Origin of the sequence: Arthrobacter sp. (assembly GCF_031179985.1) — a bacterium.
Taxonomy (GTDB): Bacteria; Actinomycetota; Actinomycetes; order Actinomycetales; family Micrococcaceae; genus Arthrobacter.
This window is the reverse complement of the sequence record NZ_JAPSHJ010000012.1, coordinates 72200-88400: the sequence shown is the minus strand read 5'-3', so window position 1 is coordinate 88400 and position 16201 is coordinate 72200. Positions and strand designations below refer to the sequence as shown.

15 protein-coding genes are annotated in these 16201 nt (G+C 62.6%); 10 read left to right on the top strand and 5 right to left on the bottom strand.

All coding sequences use genetic code 11. From position 1 onward, the window contains the following. Positions 1 to 89 precede the first annotated feature (89 nt). From uvrC to RIN13_RS08225, 10 genes are all read left to right on the top strand, one after another. The gene (uvrC, locus tag RIN13_RS08270) at positions 90 to 2099 is read left to right on the top strand and encodes an excinuclease ABC subunit UvrC (protein ID WP_309106856.1); all 2010 of its coding nucleotides are present in this window, start codon (positions 90 to 92) and stop codon (positions 2097 to 2099) included. A gap of 90 nt (positions 2100 to 2189) precedes the next feature. Continuing rightward, a complete protein-coding gene (rapZ, locus tag RIN13_RS08265; protein ID WP_309106855.1) occupies positions 2190 to 3113 on the top strand; it encodes an RNase adapter RapZ in 924 nt (307 codons plus the stop codon). Beyond that, entirely contained in the window at positions 3113 to 4126 is a 1014-nt protein-coding gene (gene yvcK / locus RIN13_RS08260; protein WP_309106854.1) for a uridine diphosphate-N-acetylglucosamine-binding protein YvcK, read from the top strand. Before rapZ ends, yvcK begins: the two co-directional genes overlap by 1 nt. 9 nt (positions 4127 to 4135) lie before the next feature. Continuing rightward, complete coding sequence (gene whiA / locus RIN13_RS08255; protein WP_247045268.1) at positions 4136 to 5116, top strand: DNA-binding protein WhiA; 981 nt, start codon at positions 4136 to 4138, stop codon at positions 5114 to 5116. 182 nt (positions 5117 to 5298) lie between these two features. Continuing rightward, the gene (locus tag RIN13_RS08250; protein WP_309106853.1) at positions 5299 to 5928 is read left to right on the top strand and encodes a superoxide dismutase; all 630 of its coding nucleotides are present in this window, start codon (positions 5299 to 5301) and stop codon (positions 5926 to 5928) included. A 259-nt stretch (positions 5929 to 6187) separates the two neighbouring features. Next, on the top strand, positions 6188 to 7198 hold the full coding sequence (gene gap / locus RIN13_RS08245; RefSeq protein WP_309106852.1) for a type I glyceraldehyde-3-phosphate dehydrogenase: 1011 nt from the start codon (positions 6188 to 6190) through the stop codon (positions 7196 to 7198). A gap of 10 nt (positions 7199 to 7208) precedes the next feature. Beyond that, positions 7209 to 8435, top strand: a complete 1227-nt coding sequence (locus RIN13_RS08240; RefSeq protein WP_309106851.1) for a phosphoglycerate kinase — start codon at positions 7209 to 7211, stop codon at positions 8433 to 8435. 73 nt (positions 8436 to 8508) lie between these two features. Next, entirely contained in the window at positions 8509 to 9324 is an 816-nt protein-coding gene (tpiA, locus tag RIN13_RS08235) for a triose-phosphate isomerase (RefSeq protein WP_309106850.1), read from the top strand. Positions 9325 to 9373: 49 nt separating this feature from the next. Beyond that, positions 9374 to 9631 (top strand): preprotein translocase subunit SecG, encoded by a 258-nt coding sequence (secG, locus tag RIN13_RS08230; protein WP_309106849.1) that lies wholly within the window; start codon positions 9374 to 9376, stop codon positions 9629 to 9631. A gap of 127 nt (positions 9632 to 9758) precedes the next feature. Next, complete coding sequence (locus tag RIN13_RS08225; protein ID WP_309106848.1) at positions 9759 to 10139, top strand: RNA polymerase-binding protein RbpA; 381 nt, start codon at positions 9759 to 9761, stop codon at positions 10137 to 10139. Here the strand turns inward: RIN13_RS08225 and pgl are convergent. From pgl to tal, 5 genes are read right to left on the bottom strand one after another with little or no spacing between them, the layout of a single operon-like run. After that, on the bottom strand, positions 10110 to 10928 hold the full coding sequence (gene pgl, locus RIN13_RS08220) for a 6-phosphogluconolactonase (RefSeq protein WP_309106847.1): 819 nt from the start codon (positions 10926 to 10928) through the stop codon (positions 10110 to 10112). The two genes, RIN13_RS08225 and pgl, sit on opposite strands and share 30 nt — an antisense overlap. Next, positions 10918 to 11859, bottom strand: coding sequence for a glucose-6-phosphate dehydrogenase assembly protein OpcA (locus tag RIN13_RS08215; protein ID WP_309106846.1), 942 nt, complete (start codon positions 11857 to 11859; stop codon positions 10918 to 10920). The genes pgl and RIN13_RS08215 overlap by 11 nt, the downstream gene beginning before the upstream one ends. Continuing rightward, complete coding sequence (gene zwf, locus RIN13_RS08210) at positions 11856 to 13430, bottom strand: glucose-6-phosphate dehydrogenase (RefSeq protein ID WP_309106845.1); 1575 nt, start codon at positions 13428 to 13430, stop codon at positions 11856 to 11858. The genes RIN13_RS08215 and zwf overlap by 4 nt, the downstream gene beginning before the upstream one ends. Positions 13431 to 13444: 14 nt before the next feature. Next, the gene (locus tag RIN13_RS08205) at positions 13445 to 15079 is read right to left on the bottom strand and encodes a glucose-6-phosphate isomerase (protein WP_309106844.1); all 1635 of its coding nucleotides are present in this window, start codon (positions 15077 to 15079) and stop codon (positions 13445 to 13447) included. Between the two features lie 3 nt (positions 15080 to 15082). Then, positions 15083 to 16198: a transaldolase gene (gene tal / locus RIN13_RS08200; protein WP_309106843.1), complete on the bottom strand. Its 1116-nt coding sequence runs from the start codon at positions 16196 to 16198 to the stop codon at positions 15083 to 15085. Positions 16199 to 16201: the final 3 nt, after the last annotated feature.

Genomic DNA, 16201 nt, shown 5'->3' with positions numbered 1-16201 from the left:
CTACGGCCCCAATCCTTAAGCCGTTGCCGTAGCAGCTCCGCGAACGTGCGTTGGACTTAGTGGTCGCGGCGCCTCAGTAGACTGGTTTAGTGGCAGATCCATCAAGTTACCGTCCGCAAACGGGCGAAATTCCGACGAATCCCGGCGTCTACCGGTTCCGGGACCCCCATGGGCGGATCATCTACGTCGGCAAGGCCAAGAATCTGCGTTCACGGTTGAATTCGTACTTCGCGAATCCGGGTGGCCTGCTTCCGAAGACGCATGCCATGGTTTATGCGGCGAGCAGCGTCGAATGGACCGTGGTGGGCAGCGAACTTGAATCCCTGCAGCTTGAATACACCTGGATCAAGGAGTTCAAGCCCCGGTTCAATGTGGTCTTCCGGGACGACAAAACGTATCCCTACCTCGCTGTCACCATGGGGGAAAAGTACCCGCGCGTTCAGGTCCTGAGGGGTGAGAGGCGCAAGGGCACCCGCTATTTCGGGCCTTATACGGCCGGAGCCATTCGCGAAACGATGGACACGCTGCTGCGCGTCTTTCCGGTGCGCAGCTGCAGCGCAGGTGTCTTCAAACGTGCCCAAGCCAGCGGGCGTCCCTGTCTGCTTGGTTACATCGATAAATGTGCTGCGCCCTGCGTCGGCCGCGTCACTCCCGAAGAACACCGGGCACTGGCGGAGGATTTCTGCGCCTTCATGGGTGGCGAGGCGAAGAAGTTTATTTCCCGGCTTGAAAAGGACATGGCCGCGGCGGTCGCCGAGCTGGACTACGAGCGTGCAGCCCGGCTGCGCGATGACATCATCGCCCTGCGGAAGGTCTTCGAGCGGAACGCCGTTGTCCTTGCGGAGGACACCAATGCCGATATTTTTGCCCTCCATGAAGACGAACTGGAGGCCGCCGTCCAGGTGTTCCACATCCGCGGAGGGCGTGTTCGTGGCCAGCGGGGCTGGGTGGTGGACAAGGTCGAGGATTCCACAACTCCCGACCTGGTGGAGCACCTCCTCCAGCAGGTCTACGGTGAAGACGGCGAAAGCGAGGGCCGCATACCCCGCGAGGTGCTCGTACCGGTGGCGCCAAGCAACAGCGAGGAGCTGGCGTTGTGGCTGGGCGGTCTCCGCGGCGCCAGAGTCGATATCCGTGTTCCCCAGCGCGGCGACAAAGCTGCGCTGATGTCCACAGTCAGGGAGAACGCAGAGCAGTCGCTCAAACTGCATAAGACCCGCCGTGCCGGGGACCTGACCAACCGTTCCCTGGCGTTGCAGGAACTGCAGGAAGCCCTGGATCTGCCGGTTGCCCTGCTGCGCATCGAGTGCTTTGACGTCTCCCATGTCCAGGGCACGAATGTTGTGGCCTCAATGGTGGTGGTGGAAGACGGTCTGCCGAAAAAGTCCGACTACCGCAAGTTCGCTGTAACCGGACCTGCAGCTGCTGACGACACCGCGGCAATGCATGACGTCCTGACTCGCAGGTTCCGGCACTACCTCCAGGACAAGACCGCCCAGGTGGAAGCTGCTGAGCTTCCCGGGCACCAGGCCGCCGTCAACGCGATGGCTGATGCTGCAGTCCTGGATACCACTACGCCGGTACCGCGGGCGAAATTCGCGTACCCGCCCAACCTGGTGGTCGTCGACGGCGGAAAACCCCAGGTTAATGCTGCTGCACGCGCCTTGGCCGACCTCGGCATCGATGACGTCTACGTCGTCGGGCTGGCAAAGAGGCTCGAAGAAGTCTGGCTTCCGGACAGCGATTTTCCGGTCATTCTTCCCCGGACCTCAGAAGGCCTGTACCTGCTGCAGCGGATCCGTGACGAGGCGCACCGCTTCGCAATTTCCTTCCATCGGCAGAAGCGCGGCAAGGCCATGACAGTCTCCGCCCTGGACAGTGTTCCGGGCCTGGGGGAGTCCAAGCGCAAGGCACTCCTGGCCGAGTTTGGTTCCGTCAAGAAGATCAAGGCGGCAACGGCTATGGAACTGACAGCCGCCAAGGGAATCGGTCCGTCGTTGGCTGAAGCAATAGTTACGCACTTCACGGGAGCTGAGGAGTCCGCCGAAGCCGTTGCGCCTGCAGTGAACATGACCACCGGGGAAATCCTGGAAACTTAGCCCGGCCAAGGAATCTTGGCTAGGGTAAGGAGCGGGACAAAGATACGTGCAGCTGCGCTTGAACGGCGCGGCAGAAATGGGGCTGAACTGATGGCAGAGTCGACGACAGGATCCGAAGCTGATCAGGACGGATCCTCGCCGGTCAGGCCTGTGGAAGCGGAGTTGCTGGTAGTTACCGGAATGTCAGGGGCGGGGAGGAGCACCGCCGCCGACGCATTGGAGGACCACGGCTGGTATGTGGTGGAGAACCTCCCCCCGCAGATGCTCGGAACCCTGGCTGAGCTCGTGTCGCACGCACCCCAGTCCATCCCTAAGCTCGCTGTAGTCATGGATGTCCGCAGCAAGGCCCTTTTCGCGAACATCCGCAGTGCCCTTGGTGCGCTGGCGGCGAGCGGCGTCACGTTCCGCGTGCTGTTCCTCGATGCGAACGACAACGTGCTGGTCAGGCGTTTTGAGCAGGGACGGCGGCCACACCCGCTCCAGGGCGGAGGCAGGATCCTTGACGGCATTGCCGCCGAGCGGGAGGTTCTGCAGGAACTGCGGGACTCCGCCGACGTAGTTCTGGATACCTCGGAGTTCAACGTCCATGGGCTCGCGACAGCCATCACTGAACTGTTCAGCGAAACGGGTCCGGTGGCCCTCCGCCTCAACGTCATGAGCTTCGGATTCAAGTACGGACTCCCCGTAGATGCCAATTTCGTGGCGGATGCCCGTTTCATTCCAAACCCGCACTGGGTTCCTAATCTGCGGCCCCACACCGGCCTCGACGAAGACGTCAGCGACTACGTCCTGGAGGCCGATGGCGTGAAAAACTTTGTTGATCGCTATGTTCTGGCCCTGGAACCTGTCCTGGACGGCTACCGGAGGGAGAACAAGCACTATGCCACCATCGCTGTGGGCTGCACAGGAGGGAAACACCGTTCAGTAGCGGTCGCCGTCGAACTTTCCAAAAAGCTTGCCCAGTATCCCCGGGTTACCGTGACCACAACGCACCGGGACCTGGGTCGCGAATAATGGGTCTGCTTACCGGTCCCTTGCCTTTGGTGCCGCCAACCGGCGGCACGGGAGGCCAGCAGAAAGGCCCGACCGTAGTCGCGCTGGGCGGCGGCCACGGGCTGTCCGCATCGCTGTCCGCACTCCGGCTCCTGACCTCGGAGCTCACGGCCGTTGTTACCGTCGCGGACGACGGCGGATCCTCCGGGCGGCTCCGAGAGGAATACGGTGTGCTTCCCCCTGGGGACCTCCGTATGGCCCTCTCCGCCCTGTGTGACGATACCGATTGGGGCCGGACCTGGCGCGACGTCATGCAGCACCGCTTCAGCCCCGTTAACGGCACGGGCGGTTCGCTGGACAGCCATGCCATGGGAAATCTGCTCATCGTGACCCTGTGGGAACTGCTGGGGGACACCGTAGCCGGGCTTAAGTGGGCGGGTGCTTTACTTGGCGCACGGGGTCAGGTTCTTCCCATGTCAAGCGTGCCCCTGACCATCGAAGGTGATGTCCGGGTTCAGGCTCCGGATGGCAGCACCGTCCTGCACACCGTTCACGGCCAGGCGAAATGTGCTGTCGCCGGTTCACTGGACCGGGTCCGTTTGCTCCCCGAAGGCGCGCCCGCCTGCACCGAGGCACTGATGGCGATTGAGCTCGCTGATTGGGTGGTCCTCGGGCCCGGGTCCTGGTACACCTCTGTCCTTCCCCATCTTTTGTTGCCCGAAATGCGCCAGGCTCTCTGTGATACACCAGCCAAGCGTTGCCTTACCATGAACCTGGCGACGGACACGAAGGAAACGTCGGGAATGTCCGCTGCTGACCATTTGAAGGTCCTGCGAACCTACGCTCCTGAGTTCACCGTTGATGTTGTGCTCGCCGACCCCGCTTCAGTCCCGGATGTCAAGGAATTCGAGCAAGCTGCCGGGATGCTGGGGGCCGAGGTGGTCTTGGGTAAAGTAGGGGCGTCGAGCCGCCGTCCGATCCATGACCCTCTGCGATTGGCAACAGCGTATAACGATATTTTCGGGAACAGTTAGGAAGGCCCCATGGCACTGACAGCATCGGTCAAGGAAGAACTGTCCCGTTTGGACATCAAGAAGTCCTCGGTACGCAAGGCCGAAGTGTCAGCAATGCTGCGCTTCGCCGGGGGACTCCACATCATCTCCGGGCGCATTGTGATAGAGGCCGAGGTGGATCTGGCATCCACTGCCCGGCGGCTGCGCGCGGCCATCGCGGAGGTCTACGGCCACCAGAGTGAGATCATCGTCGTGTCCGGCGGCGGCCTCCGCCGCGGGAACCGCTACGTGGTCCGGGTGGTACGGGATGGTGAAGCACTCGCACGCCAGACCGGCCTCCTTGATGCCCGGGGCCGTCCCGTACGGGGGTTGCCTTCAGCCGTGGTCAATGGCTCAGCAGCAGACGCGGAAGCGGTGTGGCGGGGAGCGTTCCTGGCCCACGGCTCCCTCACGGAACCCGGGCGGTCCTCGTCCATGGAGGTGACGTGCCCGGGACCGGAATCAGCGCTGGCGCTTGTTGGTGCAGCGCGGCGCCTCAACATCCAGGCCAAGGCCCGCGAAGTCAGGGGAGTGGATCGGGTGGTGATCCGCGACGGCGATACGATCGCGGCGCTGCTCACCCGCATGGGCGCGCATGACGCGCTGATGGTGTGGGAAGAACGGCGGATGCGGAAGGAAGTCAGGGCCACTGCCAATCGGCTCGCCAACTTCGACGACGCGAATCTGCGCCGCTCCGCCCAGGCAGCTGTTGCCGCGGGAGCCAGGGTAGATCGCGCCCTGGAGATTCTCGGCGACGATGTTCCGGATCATTTGAAGTACGCCGGTGAACTCCGGGTCGCTCACAAACAGGCCAGCCTGGACGAGCTTGGCCGGCTGGCCGATCCGCCCATGACCAAGGACGCCATCGCCGGGAGAATCCGCCGGTTGCTGGCCATGGCGGACAAAAAAGCGCTTGACCTGGGTATTCCCGGGACGGAAGCCAATGTGACGCCTGAAATGCTGGACGAGTAGGCCCGCCCCTAGAATCTAGAACGGACGATGGAAATACCCTGAACCAACCGGAGGTTATGCCCCCCGGGAGGCCACCGGAACGTCAGGGTTCAGCCACCGCAGTTTTCCGGGTGCCCAGCCATCCGGATGCACAATCCGAGAGTTACCGAACCGGACAACCGTCCACGACATTGGAGGATTTTGTGACCGAGTACGTACTGCCCGAACTCAGCTACGACTATGCAGCGCTGGAGCCCCATATCTCCGCCCGAATCATGGAGCTGCACCACAGCAAGCACCACGCCGCCTACGTGGCTGGCGCCAACAACGCCTTGGCACAGCTTGCCGACGCCCGGGATAAGGGTGACTTCGCCAACATCAACAGGCTCTCCAAGGACCTGGCCTTCCACACCGGCGGGCACGTCAACCACTCCGTGTTCTGGAACAACCTCTCCCCGGACGGTGGCGACAAGCCCGAGGGCGAGCTGGCAGCAGCAATCGACGACGCCTTCGGCTCCTTTGACGCCTTCCGCGCCCAGTTCTCCGCCGCCGCCCTGGGGCTCCAGGGCTCAGGATGGGGTTTCCTGGCCTACGAACCCGTTGGCGGCAACCTTGTCATTGAGCAGCTTTACGATCAGCAGGGCAACGTTGCGCTTGGCACCACCCCGCTGCTGATGCTGGACATGTGGGAGCACGCCTTCTACCTGGACTACGTGAACGTCAAGGCTGATTACGTCAAGGCATTCTGGAACATCGTCAACTGGGCCGATGTGGCCAAACGGTTCGAGGGCGCGCGCGCCAACGCAACCGGCCTCATCACCCTCGGCGTGTGATCAGGACTATACGGAGATGTAACAAACTTCACATTTAGGTTGATTCTGACCGAATCGTGGAAGGTCGGCCCCCGCACTTGCGGGGGCCGACCTTCTTAAACGTAAGATGGATCACGGAAGGCGGTTAGCCTTCAGCAATGTGGCTGGTCGCCCTCCGATCTGGTAATCATCTCTGCCCAATGGCGTGCGGGATCTGTTAGTTGGCTTTGAACGCCCGACTCAACTAAGTGTGCTTGCAAGAGCACCAAGGAGACTACAAGTGACGACCCGTATTGGTATTAATGGCTTTGGCCGCATTGGCCGCAACTACTTCCGCGCTGCCCTCGCGCAGGGCGCTGACCTCGAGATTGTTGCAGTCAACGACCTCACCAGCCCTGAAGCACTGGCCCACCTGCTCAAGTACGATTCTGTCGGCGGCCGGTTGAAGGAAACCGTTGAGGTCAAGGACGGCAACATCATCGTCAACGGCAACGCCATCAAGGTGCTGGCCGAGCGCGATCCTGCCAACCTCCCCTGGGGAGAGCTCGGCGTCGACATCGTTATCGAATCCACCGGCTTCTTCACCAAAGCCGCTGCCGCACAGAAGCACATCGATGCAGGTGCCAAGAAGGTACTCATCTCTGCACCGGCCTCTGACGAGGACATCACCATCGTGATGGGTGTCAACGACGGACTCTACGACTCCGCAAACCACAACATCATCTCCAACGCTTCCTGCACCACCAACTGCCTGGGCCCGCTGGCCAAGGTCATCAACGACGCCTTCGGCATCGAGCGCGGCCTGATGACCACCATCCACGCTTACACCGCTGACCAGAACCTGCAGGACGGCCCCCACAACGACCTCCGCCGCGCCCGCGCCGCTGCCGTCAACATGGTTCCAACCTCCACCGGTGCAGCAAAGGCAATCGGCCTTGTTCTGCCGGAACTCAAGGGCAAGCTCGACGGCTACGCCATCCGTGTTCCGGTCCCCACGGGTTCCGCCACGGACCTCACTGTCACGGTTTCCCGCGAAACCACAGTCGAGGAAGTAAACGCTGCCCTGAAGAAGGCAGCCGAGTCCGACGAGCTGCAGGGGATCCTCACCTACACCGACGAGCCGATCGTTTCCTCCGACATCGTTGGCGACCCCGCGTCCTCCATTTTCGACTCCGGCCTGACGAAGGTCATTGGCAACCAGGTCAAGGTTGTTTCCTGGTATGACAACGAATGGGGCTACTCCAACCGCCTCGTGGACCTGACGGAGCTCGTGGCAGCGAAGCTGGGCTAGGGTTAGCTACATGACATTTCACACCCTCAACGAACTGATCGCTGAAGGTGTCCGCGGGCGGTACATTCTTGTCAGAAGTGACCTGAATGTGCCGCTCGACGGCTCTACAGTGACTGACGATGGCCGTATCAAGGCCTCCCTTCCGGTCCTGGCAAAGCTCACGGACGCCGGTGCCCGCGTGCTGGTAACAGCCCACCTTGGCCGCCCCAAGGGCGCTCCCGACGAGAAGTACTCGCTTAAGCCCGCCGTAGCACGGCTTGCCGAACTTGCTTCCTTCAATGTCGCCCTTGCAGAAGACACTGTCGGGCGATCCGCCAAGCAGCTGGCTGCCTCCCTGCAGGACGGTGAAGTCCTCGTTCTGGAGAACGTCCGCTTTGATGCCCGCGAGACCAGTAAGGACGACGCCCAGCGTGGAGCGTTTGCTGATGAGCTCGTAGCGCTTACGGGTGGCAACGGAGCTTTCGTCGACGATGCCTTCGGTGCCGTGCACCGCAAGCACGCCAGCGTTTACGACGTCGCCACCCGGCTTCCGTCCTATCAGGGCGACCTCGTCCACGCCGAAGTGGAAGTCCTCCGGAAGCTCACCAGTGACACGCAGCGGCCCTACGTTGTGGTTCTGGGTGGCTCCAAGGTTTCCGACAAGCTCGCGGTGATCGACAACCTCATCGGCAAGGCCGACACCATCCTGGTGGGTGGCGGAATGCTGTTCACCTTCCTGGCCGCCGAAGGGCACAAGGTTGCAGGCAGCCTGCTGGAAGAAGACCAGATCCCGGTAGTCCAGGAATACCTGAGGCGGGCGGCAGACGCGGGAACCGAATTTGTGGTGCCGAGCGATGTTGTCGTCGCAAGCAAATTCTCCGCTGACGCCGAGCACCAGACCGTGCCTGCCGATGCCATCGAAAGCAGCAGTTTCGGGGCCGAGGGTATTGGCCTGGACATTGGCCCTGACTCTGCCGCTGCATTCGCCGATCGCATCAAGGCCGCCAAGACCGTTTTCTGGAACGGACCCATGGGCGTCTTTGAGTTCGCGGCATTTGCCGCGGGTACCCGGGCGATCGCCGAGGCCCTGACCGTCACGGACGCTTTCACAGTTGTCGGTGGCGGGGACTCCGCGGCAGCCGTGCGAACCCTTGGTTTCGAGGACAGCCAGTTCGGTCACATTTCCACGGGCGGCGGCGCCAGCCTGGAATACCTCGAGGGCAAGGAACTCCCCGGCCTGAGCGTTCTGGACCGCTGATTCTGCTCCGGCCGGCAGGGCACCCTTTGGTGCCCTGCCGGCCGTTTACATGACCATGACTTTTGGAGAAAACGTGACAACGTCAATGAACGGCACCTTCGACCGTACGCCCCTGATTGCTGGCAACTGGAAGATGAACATGGACCACGTCCAGGGCATCACCTTGCTGCAGAAGCTGGCGTGGACCCTTTCGGATGCCAAGCACGACTACAACCGGGTCGAGGTGGCAGTGTTCCCTCCGTTCACCGACCTTCGCGGCGTCCAGACCCTCGTCCAGGGCGATGAACTGGACGTCGTCTACGGTGGACAGGACTTGTCCCAGTTTGAATCGGGCGCCTACACCGGCGATATTTCCGGCCAGTTCCTGAAGAAGCTCGGCTGCAAGTACGTTCTTGTGGGCCACAGTGAACGACGGGTTGTCCACAACGAGACCGACGACGTCCTGAACGCCAAGGTCAAGGCCGCTTACCAGCACGGCCTTGTTCCGATCCTGTGCGTGGGTGAGGGACTTGAAATCCGCCAAGCGGGCACCCACGTAAGCCACACACTTGAGCAGCTGCGTGCGGACGTGGAGGGCCTCTCGGCCGAGCAGGCCGCCGAACTGGTTGTCGCTTACGAACCCGTCTGGGCCATCGGAACAGGCGAGGTTGCCGGGCCGGAGGACGCACAGGAAATGTGTGCAGCCATCCGTGCCGAACTTGCCACCATCTTCGGGGACGAGATCGCCGCCAAGATCCGGCTCCTGTATGGCGGCTCGGTGAAGGCCAACAATGTTGCAGCCATCCTGAACGAACCCGACGTCGACGGCGTGTTGGTGGGCGGTGCAAGTCTTGATCCTGCCGAGTTTGCTAATATTGTCAGGTTCGAGAGTCACCTGTTGACGGATTAGTCCGGACACAGGTCAGACTCCCGCAATTTCCATCTTCTGAAAGGCCGTCGTGGACGTTCTTCATGTCATTCTGCAGATCCTCCTGGGCATCACCAGCCTCCTGCTGACGTTGCTCATCCTCCTCCATAAAGGACGGGGCGGCGGTCTGTCGGACATGTTCGGTGGCGGTATGAGCTCCGGACTCAGCTCCTCAGGCGTGGCGGAACGTAACCTGAACCGGTTCACCGTCATCCTTGGCGTCACCTGGGGAATCGTTATCATCGCTTTGGGCCTGCTCATGCGGTTCACCACGGGTGGCGACTCCTAGGCATAGCCGGGCCTGCGCCTCCTTCCGCATCTTCACCACCCGCGGGCACTGACACCGTCGGGAACTCCGCCTAAACTATGGCTGTTGACGTTTTATGAGTCGTCCAGCCGAGTAACAGGAGTTCCCGATGGTGCATGCTGCTTCAGGCTTCAGAGGCACCCGTGCCGGGGCCGCAGAGGGCTTCATTCCCAAGAATCAGCCCGGAACTGCCGGCGGTGACAGTTTGCCGCGTATTCGTGTCTCCTATTGGTGCTCCAAAGGACACGAAACGCGGCCTGTTTTTGTTAAGCTCCCGGAGGATCAGATCCCGGTAGTCTGGGACTGCCGCCGGTGCGGCGGAACGGCGAGTCGGGGCCAGTCGCAGCAGGAAGCCCCTTTGGAAGAGCCTGAGGACGGCTACAAAAGCCACCTTGAGTACGTTAAAGAAAGACGCTCCAGCCAGGACGCCGAAGACGTCCTCGCTGGAGCGCTTGAAAGACTACGCGCTGGCGGGGCTCTTCCGGACTAGCTGCTCCGGGACCCGGGAGGCAGCGTTCTCGTCGATGAGCCAGAGAGTCCGGGAGCGGCCGGCGGGACCAGCCGCCGGAACCTGCACCGGATTAGCGCCGGCCAAGGCAAGGCCAACGGCTCCGGCTTTGTCCTCGCCTGCAACCACCATCCAGACTTCCGCTGCTGTGTTGATGGCAGGCAAAGTCAAGGAAATACGCTGCGGCGGCGGCTTGGGCGAATTCCGGACACCCACCACGGTGAGTTCCTTCTCCCTGATTCCTCCCTGCTCGGGAAACAATGACGCAACGTGCGCGTCCGGTCCTACCCCCAGCAGGAGGATATCGAACCGGGGGAGCTTCCCTGGTGTCTCCGGACGATCATCCGAGGCATCTGCCGCATGCTCAGCCGCTGCCGCTTCTGCCAGCCTCCTGGCATAATCCTCGGCCGCTTCCTCGGGTGTCGCAAACTGATCGGTGGACCCAGGCTCGTGGACCCGTGCAGGTTCCACGCCTATGTGCGATAACAGGGCAGCGTGCGCTTGGCGGGTGTTCCGATCGTCGTCGTCGGCCGCGACAAAGCGCTCATCGCCCCACCAGAAGTTGACCTTGGACCAGTTGACTGCCGGGGCAGCGGCGGAATCGGCAACGGCCTTGAGGGTACCGATTCCCACTGTGCCTCCGGTGAGAACAACCGTCGCCTCGCCGTATCGGTCCTGGACGTCCACAAGTTTGGTGATCAGGCGGGCAGCGATCGCCGCCATCAATACCGAGGAGTCAGGATGAATACTTACTCTGGGCTCAGGCCTCACTTGGATGGACACTCCTTAGATTAGTAAGTGGAAGTCCAATAGTAATCACTTCGCCGAACACATCGTCGGGATCCAGGCGGCGGAGTTCCTCGGCGAGGCAGTCCTTCAGGCTCCGGCGGGGGAGGGAGATCCGTTGTGAGGGCTGCCCTGGCTGGGTGAGTTCAGCAACGGAAAGGCCCGGCCTGAACAGCTGTACGTCGCCGCTTGCCCTGCTGAGGCGTACGCGTCGGATACCGGTGCCCGCGGGATCGGCAACGATTGTGACGGGTGCATTCAGCGCCAGCGTAAGCCACGCGGCGAGGAGCAGCGTGCTGGGGGAGTCGGAGGCACCCTCGACGGCGATGGCCGTGACCGGAGAGGAATCCACCTGGTCCAGGACTGCCGCTAGTTGGATCCGCCAGTTGGTGAGGCGGGTCCATGCGAGGTCCGTATCGCCTGCCTTGTAGGTTCTGCGGATGTTCTCCAGCGCAGTAGCAGGATCGGGCTCGTTGGCGGAGTCAGTAATCCTGCGATGGGCAATTCTGCCGATGGAGGTATCGCAGGCGCTCTTGGGGGCACCGTGCGGCCACCACGCGACGATGGGGGCGTCCGGCAGCAGCAGGGCCGCCACGAGGGACTCGCTTTCTTCAGCCAGTTCTCCGAAGCCCCGCAGCACGATAACCTCGGAGGCTCCCGCGTCCCCGCCGACACGGATCTGGGCGTCCAGCCTGGTCGGGGCGGAGGCCCCGGCATCGGCGAGCACGATGATCCTGCAGGGGTGTTCCCGGCTGGCTTCATTGGCCGCCTCGATGGCTTCTTCCTCGAGCCCGGATTTTGTGACGACGACGAGCGTCAGCACCCTGCCCAGCGCGATGACGCCGCCCTGCTCGCGCAGGGACATGATCTTCTTGGAGATTTTCGAGGTGGTTGTGTCGGGAAGATCTACGATCATGGCCTTCTCCAGGTTCGTCCGTCGCGGGCAAGCAGTTCATCCGCCGAGGCAGGTCCCCAGCTCCCGGGGGCGTACGGCTCAGGCTGTTCGTCCAGGCCCTCCCAGTACTCCTCGAAGGGATCCAGGATTCTCCAGGACAGTTCCACTTCCTGATGCCGCGGGAAGAGCGGCGGTTCGCCCAGCAGGACGTCCAGGATCAGCCGCTCGTAGGCTTCCGGGCTGGACTCAGTGAAGGCATGGCCGTAGCCGAAGTCCATAGTGACATCCCGGACTTCCATCTGCGTGCCGGGGACCTTGGAGCCGAACCGGATAGTGGCGCCTTCGTCCGGCTGGACGCGGATGACTACGGCGTTCTGGCCGAAATCGTCCTCGGCATGGTCGCGGAACAGCAGGTTCGGCGCGCGTTTGAAGACGACGGCGATCTCGGTCACGCGCCGGCCAAGGCGTTTGCCTGCACGGAGGTAGAAGGGAACGCCGTTCCAACGCCGGGTGTTGATGTCCACACGGATGGCCGCGTAGGTCTCAGTGGTGGAGTCTGCAGGGATGCCGTCTTCCTCGAGGTACCCGAGGACCTGTTCCCCGCCCTGCCAGCCACCGGCGAACTGACCACGCGCGGAGTGCGTGGAGAGATCTTCCGGCAGTTTGACGGCGGCGAGGACCTTTTCCTTCTCAGCACGCAGATCATCAGCGTTGAAGGAAATGGGCTCTTCCATGGCCGTCAGAGCAAGGAGCTGCAGCAGGTGGTTCTGGATGACGTCCCGGGCTGCCCCGACGCCGTCGTAATACCCCGCTCGTCCGCCGGTACCGATGTCCTCTGCCATGGTGATCTGGACGTGATCCACATAGTTTGCATTCCACAACGGCTCGAACAGCTGGTTCGCGAAACGCAACGCCAGGATGTTCTGCACCGTCTCCTTGCCGAGGTAGTGGTCGATCCGGAAAACGGCGTCCTGCGGAAACACGGACTCCACGATGTCATTGAGCTGACGTGCGGATTCGAGGTCGTGCCCGAACGGCTTCTCAATGACAACACGACGCCAGTTGTCCCCGCCGGCCTGGGCCAGCCCGTGCTTGGACAGCTGCCGGCATACCTGTTCGAAAGCTTTCGGCGGGATCGAGAGGTAGAACGCATGATTGCCACGGGTTCCGCGTTGTGCATCGAGCTCGTCAATAACGTCGCCGAGCCGCTCAAAGGCTGCGTCATCGTCGAATTCGCCCTGTACGAAGCGGATGCCTTCAGACAGCTGGTTCCAGACCGCTTCATCGAATGGAGTGCGGGAGTAGGCCTTGACCGACTCCTTTACTTCCGCCGCAAAGTCCTCGTTCTCCCACTGACGGCGGGCAAACCCCACCAAGGCGAAGCTCGGAGGGAGCAGTCCGCGGTTGGCGAGGTCGTATACGGCCGGCATCAGCTTCTTGCGGGCGAGGTCTCCGGTAACTCCAAAAAGCACTAAGGACGAGGGTCCGGCAATGCGGTTCAGACGGCGGTCACGTGGATCCCGCAGAGGATTCCGCAGGGCCCCACGCGACAGTGGAGCTGGCCGTCTGCCGCCGTTTTCAGTTTCTGGCATGGTAGCTCGGTGCCTTAGCTTTCGAGTCGGGACGCGGCCTGGCCGGCCAGCGCAGCAATGATCTCCTGCAGTTGCTGCACACCGGCTGCACGATCCGTGAGGTGGAGGCGAAGGACCGGACGGCCATGCTCGCTCAGGACCTGTGCGTCACCTGCAGCTTGCGCGGCAATGAGTTCGCCGAACGTGAAGGGACGCTCCGGAATGGGCAGATCCTTTGCCGGGGCAGCCGTAACCTGGAGGAATGCACCGATTGCGGGTCCGCCCTTGTGGAACTGGCCGGTGGAGTGCAGGAACCGGGGCCCCCAACCGAACGTGACAGGACGGCCGCTGACGGCTGCCAACTGGTCCCGGACAGCCTCGAGGGACGCGAAGGCCAGGCGGTCAAAATATGCCTGCACGCTAAGGTAGCTGTCTTCGCCCAGCTGGGAAAGCAGGGACTTTACGGCGTCGGCGGCAGTGGCAGACTCGCCAAGCCACTCCCCGCCGCGAACCTCGATAACCCCGTCCACAAAACTGGCCGGAGTGGGTTCGGGCTGGGCGTCCAGGAGACCGCGGGCAGCAATCTTGGCAGCTTCGACGTCGGGCTGATCGAACGGATTGATCCCCAGGAGCCGGCCGGCAACGGCTGTTGCGAACTCCCACACCATCATTTGGGTGGGAAGCCCGCCGGCGATTGCAACTTCGTTTTCCCCGAGTTCGACGTCGGCATCCGCGGCTACGAGCCGCACTACCAGGACGTCGTCGGCACCCCCGGTGACCTCAGGAGATTTCGGTCCTGCAACTACGGGAAGGACGCCCGTTCCGAGCTTGCCGGTGGACTCGGCGATCAGCTGCTCTGCCCAGTCTGCGAAACCGACGATTCCTGAGCCGTCCTCGGCGATGACGATCTTGTTCCGCAGAGGCGTGGTGCCGCCGAGGGCAGCGCCGAGCGCAAGGCCGATGTTTTCAGGCGCGTCGTCATTGAGAATTTCCGCGGCTTCCTCAGCTTCGTCAAGGAAGGCCTGAATGTCGACGCCGGCAAGTCCACAGGGCACGAGCCCGAACGCGGTAAGGGCGGAGTAACGCCCACCCACGTTGGGATCCGCGTTGAACACCTGCCGGTAACCTGCTTCACGGGAAGCGCTATCAAGAGGGGAACCGGGATCGGTGACGATGATGATCCGGCTCTTCGCATCGATCCCGGCCTCGGTGAAGGCCTGTTCGAAAATACGCCGCTGGGAGTCTGTCTCAAGCGTTGAACCTGATTTTGAAGACACCACGATAGCGGTTTCGGTGAGCCTGTCGGCGAGGACAGCGCTGACCTGTTCAGGGTCGGTGCTGTCGAGCACACTCAGCTCGACGCCTGCAGTTCCTGCCATGACCTCCGGAGCAAGTGAGGAGCCGCCCATGCCACAGAGAACGATCCGGGTGATGCCCTCCGCACGAAGTGCGTCCCGGAGTTCCAGGATGGGGGCGACCAGTGCTTGTGAAACGGTGGCGGCCTCGACCCAACCCAGGCGGACGGCAGATTCCGCTTCCGCATCAGGACCCCACAGCGTGTGGTCCTTTGCAAAAATACGGCTCGCTATCCGATCCTCAACAAGGATGGGGACGTGCTGTTCAAGGGCCTGGCGTGCTGCGCCGGTAGCGTCGTAGCTGAGTGTGCTCATGGACTAGGAAGCCTTCCGTGCAGCGGCGAGGGCGCCCTCGACGTCGGCCAGCAGTTCCTTCCAGCTGGCGACGAACTTGTCCAGTCCTTCGGACTCGAGGAGTGCGACGACCTCGTTGTAGGAGATGCCAAGGGCGTCCAGGGCGTCAAGGGTGGCGTTGGCCTCCTCGTAGCGGCCGGTGATGGTGTCACCGGTGATCACTCCGTGGTCGAACGTGGCGTCCAGAGTCTTCTCCGGCATGGTGTTCACGACGCCGGGTGCGACGAGTTCGGTGACGTAGAGGGTGTCCGGGTAGGCCGGGTCCTTCACACCGGTGGAGGCCCACAGCGGGCGCTGGGGGAGCGCGCCGGCGTCGGCCAGCAGGGCCCAGCGCTCGGTGGAGAAGAGCTCTTCGTAGACCTGGTAGGCCAGGCGGGCGTTCGCGACGCCGGCCTTGCCCTTGAGGGCCTTGGCCTCCTCGGTGCCGATGGCGTCGAGGCGCTTGTCGATTTCGGAGTCGACGCGGGAGACGAAGAACGATGCCACAGAGTGGATTTTTGAGAGGTCGTGGCCGTTGTCCTTGGCCTGCTCCAGGCCGGACTGGAACGCGTTGATGACGGCGCGGTAGCGCTCGAGGGAGAAGATCAGGGTCACGTTCACGCTGATACCCGCGGCGAGGGTGGTGGTGATGGCTTCGAGGCCCTCGAGGGTTGCCGGGATCTTGATGTGGACGTTGTCCTTGTTGACCTTCTTGTAGAGGTGCTGGGCCTCGGCCACGGTTCCGGCGGTGTCCCAGGCGAGGCGGGGGTCCACCTCGATGGACACCCGGCCGTCGACACCGTTGCTGGCCGCGGCGACCGGGGCGAAGAGGTCGCAGGCGTCGGCTACGTCGGTGGTGGTGATTTCGAAGATCGTCTCCTCGATGGAGGCGCCGGCTGCTGCCTGCGCCGCGATCGTGGCGTCGTAGTCCGTGCCGGTGGTGATGGCGGCGTGGAAGATGGACGGGTTCGTGGTGACACCGACAACGTTCTTCTCGTCGATGAGCTTCTGCAGGGTGCCTGTTTCCAGACGTCCGCGGGAAAGGTCATCAAGCCAGATGGAAACGCCGGCGTCGGACAGCTGCTGTGTGGGGGTAGTCATTTT

Bases quoted from the DNA above. Each gene is read 5' to 3' on its own strand.
- rapZ (WP_309106855.1), top strand. From the start codon at position 2,190: ATGGCAGAGTCGACGACAGGATCCGAAGCTGATCAGGACGGATCCTCG.
- yvcK (WP_309106854.1), top strand. From the start codon at position 3,113: ATGGGTCTGCTTACCGGTCCCTTGCCTTTGGTGCCGCCAACCGGCGGC.
- whiA (WP_247045268.1), top strand. From the start codon at position 4,136: ATGGCACTGACAGCATCGGTCAAGGAAGAACTGTCCCGTTTGGACATC.
- RIN13_RS08240 (WP_309106851.1), top strand. From the start codon at position 7,209: ATGACATTTCACACCCTCAACGAACTGATCGCTGAAGGTGTCCGCGGG.
- RIN13_RS08225 (WP_309106848.1), top strand. From the start codon at position 9,759: ATGGTGCATGCTGCTTCAGGCTTCAGAGGCACCCGTGCCGGGGCCGCA.
- RIN13_RS08215 (WP_309106846.1), bottom strand. From the start codon at position 11,859: ATGATCGTAGATCTTCCCGACACAACCACCTCGAAAATCTCCAAGAAG.
- zwf (WP_309106845.1), bottom strand. From the start codon at position 13,430: ATGCCAGAAACTGAAAACGGCGGCAGACGGCCAGCTCCACTGTCGCGT.
- RIN13_RS08205 (WP_309106844.1), bottom strand. From the start codon at position 15,079: ATGAGCACACTCAGCTACGACGCTACCGGCGCAGCACGCCAGGCCCTT.
- tal (WP_309106843.1), bottom strand. From the start codon at position 16,198: ATGACTACCCCCACACAGCAGCTGTCCGACGCCGGCGTTTCCATCTGG.